The organism is Gallibacterium salpingitidis, assembly GCF_001678495.1.
Classification (GTDB): Bacteria; Pseudomonadota; Gammaproteobacteria; order Enterobacterales; family Pasteurellaceae; genus Gallibacterium; species Gallibacterium salpingitidis.
Map to the genome: position 1 here is coordinate 1 of NZ_JTJL01000010.1, position 12,985 is coordinate 12,985.

Here is a 12,985-nt window from a genome sequence, read left to right on the forward strand (position 1 = left end):
CAAGAGTGAGAGGGAACCTAAAGCTATTTTATAGAAGTTTGTGACAAAATTTAGGTTTGTCAGCGGTCTGAAATACCTCGCCGCGACGAGGTATTCAGTTTAAATCAACTCATTCTCAACCTATTTTGCTAATGCCATTGCCAATAAAGTAATTGGATGCAAACAAGTACGGCTGGTTGACATATCAATTTGCCATTTACAGGTTTCACAATCGGAAATAATGTAATCAAAATTCCCCGATTCAATTTGTTGGAATAGTGAATTACCAATCGCTTGTGAAGTTTCATAGTTTTCTGATTTAAAGCCATAAGTCCCAGCAATACCACAACATTGTGAATTCAACATTACCAATTCCAATCCCGGAATTTTACGCAATAATTCAATGGTATAAGGTACCCAACCAGCTTTCTCCATATGGCAAGCGGTATGATAAGCAACTCGTAATGGCAACGGTTTTAATGGCAATGTTTTTTCGCCGCTTTCCAATAATTGATAAATATAACGAGTGACTAAATTAATATGCCCTTTTACCTTGCTATTATCTTGACCAAGAATATGCTCATATTCATCTTTTAAGGTCAAAGTACAGCTTGAGGAAGTGCCGACAATTTCTAAACTTTTATCCGCCACCACTTTTTCCAATTGTTGGATATTAAATGCCGCCTGACTCATCGCTTTTTGTGGAAAACCATTCACCATTAACGGCAAGCCACAACATTTTTCTTTTTCTAGTAATACCACCCCAATATCCATTGCATTAAAGACTTTAATTAACTCTTTACCCAATTCCGGATTATTGTAGTTCACATAACAGCCATGGTAATACGCAACCTTGTCTTTATATAAACTTTGCTGTTGTGCAGCATTTTTCTTATACCAATTACGGAAACTACCAAACGAATATTTTGGCAAACTACGACGATGATCTACTTTTAAGGTTTTATCTAATAAGAAACGTGTCGCTTTTAAGCCAGTAATGGTATTCACAATTGGCGCAAACGGCGTATTCATTGTTCCCATAAGATCTGTATTACTTAAGATCGCATCTCTTAATTTTTGGATCTTACTCTTACCTTTGCCTTTACCATAATGATCTCTGGCTCGTACGATAATGTCGCCGATCTTCACGCCTGACGGACAAGCAATTTCACAACGTTTACAGTTGGTACAATATTTCAACGCTTCATCATATAACATTGGATTTTTCAAACGTAAACGTTCGCCATCAGGGCCGGCTTGTTTTGGCCCTGGATAAGCTGGATTATTGCGTGATACCGGGCATACTGCGGTACAGGCCGTACACTTGATACAGCTTTCAAAACTAGAATCGTGATAAGGTTGTTGATGAGTTTGTTCAGCTTGAGCGATTAATTGTTGTAAATTCATTGCTTGCCTCCCGCTAAAATAGATTCAACCACATTAAAAGCCGTTGCAATGGATACCCCAGAACCGCACCCTTCATGCAAACCGCTAAAACCACCAATTACCGAACCTACTGCAAATAAATTCGGCACAGTTTCACCATTTTTCATCACCTGACCTTGAGCATTAATTTTCACTCCATAATGTTGGTAAGGTTGCGCATCGGCAAAACGGTGTGTTGTCCACTGCAAACGATCTTTGTCGGCAATTAAATCCAACTCAAACACTGGTTCAACAATTTTTTCGAATTTAGCGACTAATCCATTACTGAAAAAACTACCAGTCGCAAGAATATAATTGTCAGCGCTCAAGGTAATTTCTTCATGTAATGCCGTATGAATTCTTGCCACTTTTCCTTGTTCGAAATCACCACGCAAAACGGTATCGCCATTCATCAATACGCCACCTAAACGTTGAAATTCACGACGTAACTTATAATGTTGACGTAAACCTAATAATGATGGCGGTAAAGTCGGCAACTCGAATAAAGCTAATTTCGTCGCTTGCTTTAATTGCATAAAGAAATCGTCATTATCCAAACCAAAACAAGCAGGTAAAAAGACAGCTTCCGCTTTGCCGGCGGCTTGTTTAATTTCTTGTACTAATTCATCAAATTTCAATTTATGTTCAAGCGCTTGTGAAATATTGACGCTACGAAACTCACGTGCATTAGTTCTTAAATGATCTAATTCCGGAATATGCAAAAAGGCATAATTAATTTCACATTCAGCAAACTGCGGTAGCGTTTTCAAATTTGCCGCCAATAAATGCGGTTGGAAATCATGGAAGCCTTCAATACCTAATACCACCACTGAACGATAAGCAAACATCGTATCGTCCATTGCTAAGGTCGGAACATTAGTTGGTGATAACCACGCAGGTTGTAATGAACCTAATGGCGTAATGCGATAATGATTTTGTTGGCAGCTGCCTTGGAATGGTAACTGTAATTGTTGTGCTAATTGCTCAAAATCTTCCGCGTAATTAATCACCTTATCAGCACCAAGCAAACTATATGGATGTGTAGCAGATTGCGTTGCTAATTGTTGTAATCCTGCTTTTAAATTGTTCACCTGTTCATTGTTGCAATAGCTCAATAAATCTAATGAACCAGAAGAGAAATCTATCGCACTTTGTCCAGCAGTAATAATGGCGCAATGTTGGCCTTGTTGTTGTAATTTGATACCACAAAGTAATCCAGCTAAGCCACCGCCAATAATGAGAGTATCAAAATTCATTTTTATCCGTCCCTTCGTCTGTTACTTGTGTATTCACCTGTTTTAACCCTAGCAAGCTAAAATAAATCCAGCTGCTAAACTCTGCTTCACGAATCGCATCGCCCCACGCGATTGGTTCAATACCTTTCCAACGCTCTTCTAAAAATGAAGAGAGTTGTGTAGTAGAACGTTGTGCCGAGATCACATTAAAACGACTCATCAAACCTGCCGCACGACAAGCACAAAGCTCGCCTTGGCAAGTTCCCATACCGACTCTGGTACGGCGGCGTAAATCCACTAAATTATTGACATCTAACTCTTCAACAGCATAACGCACTTCACCAGCAGTCACCATTTCACATTCGCAGACTAAACTACGATCAAGGCGCTGTTCCGCCAATAGACGATCTGCGCGTGCCCCATGACGATAAATTGCCGAAATACGAATTGGATTTGGAATGGAAACAATACGTTGATGTGTTTCCGTTGCGGTTTCTTGTGAACCAGGTAAAGGTTGGTTCGCGGTTTTACATTCAGCTTGGTGATTTAATTTTTTACAAATTAAATCTGTTGCCCATTCTGCCATTAAGCGATAAGTCATTAATTTACCGCCTGTAATGGTAATAAAACCTTTCAAACCATCACGTTCTTCATGATCAAGCAACACAATTCCCCGACTCACATTACGTCCTGACGGATCATCATCACTTGCTACTAACGGACGCACACCGGCATAAGCACGTAATACACGAGTATGACGTAATGACGGAGCTAGTTTTTCCCCTTCGGTAAATAACACATCAACCTCTTGCGGTGTCACCACCATATTGTCAATTTGATCATATGGAATACGATCAGAAGTAGTCCCGATAACACAGATGGTATCACCCGGCACTAAAATATCGGCATTTGCTGGTTTACGGCAACGATTGATTACTAAATTATTAATACGGTGTCCCATAATTAATAGTGAACCTTTGGCTGGGAACATCTTAATTTTTAAATCAGCATATTCTGCAATACCTTGTCCCCAAATTCCTCCAGCGTTCACTACTAATGGTGCATAAAAACGACCAGTTAATTTTCGTTTATGATCAAAAGCTTCTACACCAATAACACGATCACCTTCACGCAACAATTTCACTACTTCGTGATAAGTGAGAATGGTTGCACCATTTTCTTTCGCATCTAACATATTTGCTGCTGTTAAACGGAATGGATCGACAGTTCCATCAGGCACCACCACCGCACCAACTAAAGAAGGATTAACCGAAGGTTCTAAACGTTTTGCTAATTCAGGTTCAACTTGAATCGCTTCAATACCCGCTTTTTGACAGCTTTCAATAAAGGTTTTTTGATATGCCAAATCATCTTCTGGCAACGTGATAAACAATCCTTTGGTATCTTCTACACAATGACGAGCAATCCGCTTTAAGATCATATTTTCTTTAATACACTCTTCGGCAGATTCATGGTCATTTACCGCATATCTTGCCCCACTATGCAATAAACCATGATTACGTCCTGTTGCTCCTGTCGCTATATCTCGTCGTTCTAATAAAATACAGCGAAGTCCTCGTAATGCACAATCTCGCGCAATTCCTGCACCTGTTGCCCCACCACCAATGATAATGACGTCTGTTTCCCAATGAGGTGTGGTTGAATTTAGCTGCCGATTTGTCATATTTGAAGCCTCCAACACACAAAAAATACAATAAATTATTCCAATACGAAAATTTAGAAGTATTTTAACTCAAAAAGAAAATAAAAAATCAAAATTTGATTGAAAAAGAACAAATTTGCTGACCAGATCACACTTTATTTATAAAAAAGATTTTTTACATCATTTTTTTCCAGTATCTGCGCTGTAAAAAAGTAGATTTATTGAGATTTGTCAGTAATAAAAATGGAGAAAATAAGAAATACGATAAAAGTTGTTCACTTGCTCACAGAAATGATTTTTTCTTCCGTTAAATTTAATCATCTTTGTTATAGTGTATGTGATGATTTATCAAATAACACAAAAGGATTAAGTTATGAACATGGATTCAACATCAAAAACATTTTTGAGTCGGTCTAACCAAATTCTGATTGCGGATACTATATTATCGCTTCTCCTGTTATTCTTCCTACCATTTGATCTAAAAGTAAATAAAGGATTAGCTTTATTGGTATTCATTGGTATTTTGTGGCTAACGGAAGCACTTAATGTCACCGTAACCGCTTTATTGGTACCAATCTTGGCGATTGCTTTAGGTTTAACTGATACGAAAAAAGCGTTAGCTGCATTTGCCGATCCAACAATCTTCCTCTTTTTTGGTGGATTTGCTTTAGCTACCGCATTACATATTCAAAAACTTGACCGATTAATTGCTAATAAAATTATGTCGCTTGCTCGCGGCAATTTATTGGTTGCGGTCATCTATCTATTTACGGTAACGGCATTCTTATCAATGTGGATGAGTAATACCGCAACCGCGGCAATGATGTTGCCATTAGCTATGGGGATTTTGGGTAACCTTGATAAAGAAAGACATCACAATACTTATGTTTTTGTGTTATTAGGGATTGCTTATAGTGCAAGTATTGGCGGAATGGGAACGCTTGTTGGTAGCCCACCAAATGCTATCGTTGCCTCTCAATTACATCTAAATTTCTCACAATGGATGCAATATGGCTTACCAATTATGATCTTATTAATGCCAATTATGATTGGTACATTATATTTGGTATTTCGTCCTAAATTTGAGAAGTCATTTAACTTTGAATTTGAAGCAATTGAGATGACGCCACAACGCACTACCACACTCGGCATTTTCGTCTTTATTGCATTATGCTGGATTTTTAGCAGCAGCATTAATCCGCTTATCTCGTCTGTCTTTGGCTTAACAGGAAAAATAGCCAGTTTCGATAGTTTTATTGCTTTACTTGCTGCGGTACTTATCTGTATTACTGGTGTTTCTTCTTGGAAACAAATCCAAGACAATACGGAATGGGGCGTGCTTATGTTATTCGGCGGTGGTTTGACATTAAGTGCAGTATTAAAAGATTCTGGTGCAAGTAAAGTCATGGCTGACGGTATCGTATTTATTATCCAAGGTGGACATTTCTATCTTATTGGTTTAGTCGTGGCTGCGTTTATTATTTTCTTAACCGAATTTACTTCCAATACTGCGAGCGCTGCTTTACTCGTTCCAATCTTTATTTCCATTGCTGAAGCGCTCGGTATGCCGGCGATTGGTCTTGCACTTATCATTGGTTTAGGTGCGTCTTGTGCCTTTATGTTACCAGTTGCAACACCGCCTAATGCTATCGTATTTGGTACAGGAGAAATTAAACAAAAAGAAATGATCAAGGCAGGTATTTATCTCAATCTATTCTGTGTATTCTTGATCGCTACTTATGCTTATGTGTTCTGGTTATAAATTCCAATATGAACAAAAACAAAACGGTACGAAGATTCGATCCTCGTACCATTTTTTACGATCCTACTGATCTGCTCATTAAAGAAATTTCTGAAAATTAACTGCCATAAAGTCAAAATCACGTTATAATGATGCGCTTTTGTAATACCTCGTTTTGTGTGCGGCTAACAAAAATATTTTTATCGCTGAGAATATTTTTGCTAGTCGCAAACGGGTCATTACAAATCAATCCACTTTAATTTTTAACTATTTTATGAGGAAAAAATTGTGACTCCATTTGTGAAACAATTTAAATATGGTCAACATACAGTAACGCTGGAAACTGGCGCGATCGCACGTCAAGCAACTGCAGCAGTAATGGCTAGTATGGATGACACTAGTGTATTCGTTACCGTAGTAGCGAAAAAAGATGTGAAAGAAGGTCAAGATTTCTTTCCATTAACTGTTAACTATCAAGAGCGTAGCTATGCAGCAGGACGTATTCCTGGCGGTTTCTTTAAACGTGAAGGTCGTCCATCAGAAGGCGAAACCTTAATTGCTCGTTTAATTGACCGTCCAATTCGTCCACTCTTCCCAGAAGGTTTCTTAAATGAAATCCAAATTATTGCTACTGTTGTTTCTGTGAATCCACAAATCAGCCCAGATCTTGTTGCAATGATTGGCGCATCTGCTGCTTTAACTTTATCTGGTGTACCATTTAATGGCCCGATTGGTGCTGCACGTGTTGGTTTTATTAACGATCAATTCGTACTTAACCCAACTATGTCTGAACAAAAACAAAGCCGTTTAGATTTAGTGGTTGCTGGTACTGATAAAGCCGTATTAATGGTGGAATCTGAAGCTGATATTTTAACTGAAGAACAAATGCTTGCTGCAGTGGTCTTTGGCCATCAACAACAACAAGTAGTTATTGAAGCAATTAAAGAATTCGCTGCTGAAGCTGGTAAACCACGTTGGGAATGGCAAGCACCTGCGAAAAATGAAGCTTTAATTAACCGTATTAAAGAACTTTCAGAAGCTCGTTTAGGCGAAGCTTATCGTATCACTGAAAAACAAGCGCGTTATGAACAAATTGATGCGATTAAAGCAGAAGTTTGTGCAACAATTCTTGCTGAAAATAGTGAAGATGAAACCATCACTGAAGGCAAAATCATCGACATTATTCATGAATTAGAAAGTCGTGTTGTACGCAGCCGTATCTTAGCAGGCGAACCACGTATTGATGGTCGTACCGTTGATACTGTACGTGCGTTAGATATTTGTACTGGCGTATTACCACGTACTCATGGTTCTGCAATCTTCACTCGTGGTGAAACCCAAGCATTAGCGATTACCACGCTTGGTACAGAAAGAGATGCACAAATCATCGATGAATTAACAGGTGAAAGAGCAGACCATTTCTTATTCCACTACAATTTCCCTCCATACTCAGTGGGTGAGACTGGCTTAATTGGTTCACCAAAACGTCGTGAAATTGGTCATGGTCGTTTGGCAAAACGTGGTGTTGCAGCAGTAATGCCAACTTTAGCTGAATTCCCATATGTTGTGCGTGTTGTTTCTGAAATTACCGAATCAAACGGTTCATCTTCAATGGCCTCTGTTTGTGGTGCTTCGTTATCATTAATGGATGCTGGTGTACCAATTAAAGCGGCTGTTGCAGGTATCGCAATGGGCTTAGTTAAAGAAGATGATAAATTCGTCGTATTGTCAGATATTCTTGGTGATGAAGATCACTTAGGCGATATGGACTTCAAAGTAGCAGGTACTCGTACTGGGGTTACTGCATTACAAATGGATATTAAGATCGAAGGTATTACACCAGAAATTATGCAAATTGCGTTAAATCAAGCGAAAAGCGCAAGAATGCACATTTTGAATGTAATGGAACAAGCGATCCAAACTCCTCGTGCAGATATCTCTGATTTCGCTCCGCGTATTCATACTATGAAGATCGATCCGAAGAAGATCAAAGATGTTATCGGTAAAGGTGGCGCGGTAATTCGTAGCTTAACTGAAGAAACCGGTACTTCAATTGATATCGATGATGATGGTACAGTGAAGATCGCTGCAACTGATAACAATGCAGCTAAAGCGGTAATGGCGAAAATTGAAGATATTGTGGCTGAAGTTGAAGTTAACAAAATCTATCAAGGAAAAGTCACTCGTATCGTTGATTTCGGTGCATTCGTTACCGTATTAGGTAACAAAGAGGGATTAGTCCACATTTCACAAATCTCTGAAGAACGTGTAGAAAAAGTCACTGACTATCTACAAGTTGGTCAAGAAGTTACAGTGAAAGTAGTGGAAATTGATCGTCAAGGTCGTATCCGTTTAACAATGAAAGATTTACAACCAGCAAATGAAACTTCGTCTGTAACAGATGAAGAAAATGTGATTGAAGAATCTTCAGCGGATGCGTAATTAAGCAATGACGAATAACACCGCGATACCAAAAATTATCGCGGTGTTTTTGCCAGTGATGTTGAGCTTAGTGCTAATTTAAAGGCAGTATCATGTGTCAGTTGCAGAAGAGAGTTTGTTCATTATTTTATTTTCCTTTTTTCTCCCTATGGCTATTTATTGCAGGTTGTAGTACCTCGCCATTAAGTGTATTAGGAACCGATTCACAACTTATATTTTCTGATACCAAACCTCAGGAACATCTTGATCAAGAAGTTGTGATTGCCAAACTCAGCCAAGTTTTGCAATTAGAAAAAATGACGAGAGAAGATCGTGCAGCGTTCTACTTTGAACGAGGTGTACTTTATGACAGCCTTGGTCTTTGGACGCTCTCTCGCTTCGATTTTTCACAAGCGATCCAGCTCAAACCTAAAATGGCAGATGCTTATAATTATTTAGGGATTTATGCCCTAATTGAAGGGGACTATGATGCAGCAATTGATTACTTTAATGCTGTATTAACACTTGATCCTAATTACAGTTATGCTTTCTTTAACCGAGGTTTAAGTTTCTATTATTCGAATCGCTATACTGAAGCAGAAGACGATTTTCTTAAATTTTATCAAGAGGAAACTGCCAATCCTTATCGTGTTTTGTGGCTCTACTTCAATGAAGTAAAACAAAATCCAAATCAAGCATTGGCATTACTTAAACAACGTTCTACCAAATTATCTAATGAATATTGGGGAACAAATATTGTGCAATATTATTTAGATGAGATTTCATTAACTGAATTACAACAACGAGTAAAACAGTATGCGGAAAAATCTCAATCACAATATGCAGAAGTCTTAACCGAAACCTACTTTTATTTAGCGAAACAGCAATTGATGTTACATAACAAACAAGATGCAATTACGCTATTTAAATTGGCTATGGTTAATCAAGTCTATAGCTTTGTAGAATATCGCTTTGCATTATTAGAATTATTACGTTTAAGTGAAACGAAAGTTCGACCACAAAGTCAGCCATAACGCCATACTCATTACAAAAATTACTTTATACTTTTGGTATTTACATGACAGAACAAACCTTAACTTTTGCAGATCTTGGTCTGCCAGAAACACTTTTATCTGCAATTTCAGATTTAGGATTCGTTAATCCATCACCAATTCAACAAGCTTGTATTCCATATCTACTAGATGGCAAAGATGTGCTAGGTATGGCACAAACCGGTAGCGGAAAAACAGCGGCATTTGCATTACCGCTTTTAACACATATCGAAATAGAAAAAAAATATCCGCAACTATTAGTAATGGCACCAACACGTGAATTAGCCATTCAAGTTGCTGATGCGTGCGAACAATTCGCGAAAAATTTAAAAGGTATCAATATCGTCACCGTATATGGCGGACAACGTTATGACATTCAGCTTCGTGCATTAAAACAAGGTGCGCAAGTTGTTGTTGGTACCCCGGGAAGAATTTTGGATCATATTCGACGCAAAACATTAGATCTCAGTTCACTCAAAGCGATCGTATTAGATGAAGCTGATGAAATGTTGCGTATGGGCTTTATTGAAGATGTAGAAACTGTGATGGCTGAATTGCCAGAAAATCACCAAACTGCATTATTCTCTGCAACAATGCCTGAACCAATTCGTCGTATTACTCGTCGTTTTATGCGCGATCCGCAAGAAATTAAAATTCAATCAACACAACAAACTGCACCTGATATTACACAATCTTACTGGTTGGTAAATGGCTTTAAAAAAGGCGAAGCATTAGTGCGTTTCTTGGAAGTTGAAGAATTTGATGCTGCCATTATTTTTGCCAGAACGAAAAGTGCTACTCTAGAAATCACTGAATTATTAGAGAGAAATAATTTACGTTGTGCTGCACTTAACGGTGATATGACACAGCAATTACGTGAACAAACCTTAGATAAATTACGTAATGGACGTTTAGATATTTTAGTGGCAACAGATGTTGCTGCACGTGGTATTGATATTGAACGTATTAGTCTAGTAGTGAATTATGACATTCCTCTTGATCCTGAATCTTATGTTCACCGTATCGGTCGTACTGGTCGTGCCGGTCGTGCTGGTCGCGCATTGTTATTCGTTGAACCAAGAGAAAGACGCCATTTACGTAATATTGAACGTTTAATGAAGAAAACTGTTGATGAAGTACAAATACCGAATCATGAACAATTACAAACAGTTAGACGTGAAAAATTCAGACAAAAGATCACTGCACAGCTAGAGCATCATGATCTTGAGCTTTATCGTAGCTTATTAGAAGATATTTTTGCTGCCGACCAATCACAAGAGGATATCGCAGCAGCAATGATGATGTTATTACAAGGAAAACAGAAACTAATTCTACCGCCAGATCCTGAAATTAAACCGGTACGCAAAGAGCGTGAACGTCGTGAAAATCCTCGCTCAGCAGAACGTCGTGGTGCAAGAAATAATAATAGTATGCCAATGGATGTTTATCGTATTGAGGTCGGTCGTGCTGATGGTGTAGAAGTTGGTCATATTGTTGGTGCTATTGCTAATGAAGGCAATCTAAGTAGTCGCTATATTGGACATATCAAATTATATGAACATCATGCGACAGTTGAATTGCCTATTGAAATGCCAAAAGGATTATTGCAACATTTCCAACGTACCTATGTTGTCGGTAAGCCAATGAAAATGTCATTACTCGAAGCAGCTCAAGTAGAATTTAACGATCACAAACACTCTGCACGTAAGAAATCACGTGATCATGATACTTTCCATAAGAACAGTCGTTCCTCTGGAAAAGAACGGAAATTTAAAGAGAATCGTAAGAAATTTGCAAATCGTTAATTTAAAATAGGGCTTGTTTTGGCAAGCCCTATTTGTCATCTCTAAGGAGAAATTATGCAAACATTGAATAAAATCACACAACTTGCTACCACATTAACTGATTATCGCGTCATTGAAATTGCAGGTATAGACAGTCAAAAATTTTTGCAAGGACAACTCACTTGTGATGTAGTGAAAATGCCGGAACATAGTTCTACGTTAGCTGCGCATTGTGATCCTAAAGGAAAAATGATTTCACTTTTCCGCTTGGTCAAGTTCTCACCAGAACAGTTTTGGTTTATCTTTGAACAAAGTTTATTACCCACCGCACTAGAGCAATTAAAAAAATACGCTGTATTTTCTAAAGTTACCTTCACTGAACAACATCTTTCACTTTACGCATTTACACCAGATCAACTACCAATAAAATGTAACAATGATCTTGCAGTATCACAAAATGATGCAGGGACTCTGATTCATATTACTGCTGAACAAGATTACTATTTATTGCTTACAAGCCAAACCTTAGATGTCGGTAAAGAAATTGAACAATGGAAAGCCTTAAATATCTTTAATGGCACTCCATTATTTAATAGTGCATCTCAAGGTGAATTTATTCCACAAGCACTTAATTTGCAGCATTTAGAACAAGCTGTTTCTTTCAGTAAAGGCTGTTATATTGGGCAAGAAACCATTGCTCGTGCAAAATATCGTGGTGCTAATAAATTCGCAATGTTTACGCTAGTAAGCGAAAGTCTGGAAAATGCAGACATTGGTACTGGTGTTGAAATGGCGTTAGAAAACGGTTGGCGTCGTACTGGTACGATTATTAATGCTGCCCACTATAATCAACAAACTTGGTTACAAGTCGTGCTTAATAAAGACATTACACCAGATACTCTATTTCGTTTAAACGAAAATGGCAGTACTTACCAACTCATCGCAAATCCAATGCTTGAAGAAGCATGATAATTTGTTGAATTGATGAAAAAGGATTGAAGAGTGTCTCTTCAATCCTTTTTATGAATAACAGCTGAATAAATAAGTTAATAGAGAAGATGATTTTTTCAAATATTACATGCCAAGATAGGAGTTGAACCTATAAATTATTTGCCCTTACGGGGTATAGCGTTTTACCAATTAAACGTACTTGGCAATGGTATAAATACTAATAACATTAGAGATAACAGTAAAAAAGAAATGAAATATATAAATTAATGGATGGCAGGGGCGGAGAGGCTCGAACTCCCAACACCCGGTTTTGGAGACCGGTGCTCTACCAATTGAACTACGCCCCTATTGGTATAAATTACGTGGTATAAATTAAGTGGCGGAACGGACGGGGCTCGAACCCGCGACCCCCTGCGTGACAGGCAGGTATTCTAACCAGCTGAACTACCGCTCCGCGAAATTGGGGAATTGGCGATGACCTACTCTCACATGGGGAATCCCCACACTACCATCGGCATTACAACATTTCACTTCTGAGTTCGGCATGGATTCAGGTGGGTCTGTTGCATTATTATCGCCAAAAAAATCTTATTTTTTAAATATACTTGAGCAAATACACTTAAAAAATAAAAACCTGGCAGTGACCTACTCTCACATGGGGAATCCCCACACTACCATCGGCATTACGACATTTCACTTCTGAGTTCGGCATGGATTCAGGTGGGACTATCGCA

At 38.3% G+C, this 12,985-nt stretch carries 8 protein-coding genes, 2 tRNA genes and 2 rRNA genes; 5 read left to right on the plus strand and 7 right to left on the minus strand.

All coding sequences use genetic code 11. The features are described 5' to 3' along the window. Positions 1 to 120: 120 nt before the first annotated feature. Genes glpC through glpA form a run of 3 tightly spaced genes read right to left on the minus strand, consistent with a single transcriptional unit; the run spans position 121 to position 4,323 of the window. Positions 121 to 1,386 (minus strand): anaerobic glycerol-3-phosphate dehydrogenase subunit GlpC, encoded by a 1,266-nt coding sequence (glpC, locus tag QS62_RS02775; protein WP_066105587.1) that lies wholly within the window; start codon positions 1,384 to 1,386, stop codon positions 121 to 123. Next, the gene (glpB, locus tag QS62_RS02780; protein WP_066105590.1) at positions 1,383 to 2,660 is read right to left on the minus strand and encodes a glycerol-3-phosphate dehydrogenase subunit GlpB; all 1,278 of its coding nucleotides are present in this window, start codon (positions 2,658 to 2,660) and stop codon (positions 1,383 to 1,385) included. The genes glpC and glpB overlap by 4 nt, the downstream gene beginning before the upstream one ends. Beyond that, on the minus strand, positions 2,650 to 4,323 hold the full coding sequence (gene glpA / locus QS62_RS02785) for an anaerobic glycerol-3-phosphate dehydrogenase subunit A (RefSeq protein WP_066105593.1): 1,674 nt from the start codon (positions 4,321 to 4,323) through the stop codon (positions 2,650 to 2,652). Before glpA ends, glpB begins: the two co-directional genes overlap by 11 nt. A gap of 358 nt (positions 4,324 to 4,681) precedes the next feature. Here glpA and QS62_RS02790 point away from each other — a divergent pair, with 358 nt between their 5' ends. The 5 genes from QS62_RS02790 (at position 4,682) to ygfZ (ending at position 12,269) form a co-directional block, all read left to right on the plus strand. Beyond that, on the plus strand, positions 4,682 to 6,064 hold the full coding sequence (locus tag QS62_RS02790) for a DASS family sodium-coupled anion symporter (protein ID WP_414146314.1): 1,383 nt from the start codon (positions 4,682 to 4,684) through the stop codon (positions 6,062 to 6,064). A 267-nt stretch (positions 6,065 to 6,331) separates the two neighbouring features. Then, positions 6,332 to 8,485, plus strand: a complete 2,154-nt coding sequence (gene pnp, locus QS62_RS02795) for a polyribonucleotide nucleotidyltransferase (protein ID WP_066105599.1) — start codon at positions 6,332 to 6,334, stop codon at positions 8,483 to 8,485. A 92-nt stretch (positions 8,486 to 8,577) separates the two neighbouring features. Then, a complete protein-coding gene (nlpI, locus tag QS62_RS02800) occupies positions 8,578 to 9,498 on the plus strand; it encodes a lipoprotein NlpI (protein ID WP_066105602.1) in 921 nt (306 codons plus the stop codon). Positions 9,499 to 9,542: 44 nt separating this feature from the next. Next, the gene (locus QS62_RS02805) at positions 9,543 to 11,321 is read left to right on the plus strand and encodes a DEAD/DEAH box helicase (protein ID WP_066105605.1); all 1,779 of its coding nucleotides are present in this window, start codon (positions 9,543 to 9,545) and stop codon (positions 11,319 to 11,321) included. A 54-nt stretch (positions 11,322 to 11,375) separates the two neighbouring features. Beyond that, a complete protein-coding gene (gene ygfZ, locus QS62_RS02810; protein ID WP_066105607.1) occupies positions 11,376 to 12,269 on the plus strand; it encodes a tRNA-modifying protein YgfZ in 894 nt (297 codons plus the stop codon). A 253-nt stretch (positions 12,270 to 12,522) separates the two neighbouring features. On the opposite strand, the gene QS62_RS02815 is transcribed toward ygfZ, so the two are convergent. The 4 genes from QS62_RS02815 to rrf (QS62_RS02830) all read right to left on the minus strand — a co-directional run. Continuing rightward, positions 12,523 to 12,598, minus strand: a tRNA-Trp gene (locus QS62_RS02815). A 30-nt stretch (positions 12,599 to 12,628) separates the two neighbouring features. Next, positions 12,629 to 12,705: transfer RNA gene (locus tag QS62_RS02820), tRNA-Asp, on the minus strand. 12 nt (positions 12,706 to 12,717) lie between these two features. After that, positions 12,718 to 12,833 (minus strand): 5S ribosomal RNA (gene rrf / locus QS62_RS02825). A 50-nt stretch (positions 12,834 to 12,883) separates the two neighbouring features. Then, a 5S ribosomal RNA gene (gene rrf, locus QS62_RS02830) occupies positions 12,884 to 12,985 on the minus strand; the annotation flags it as partial.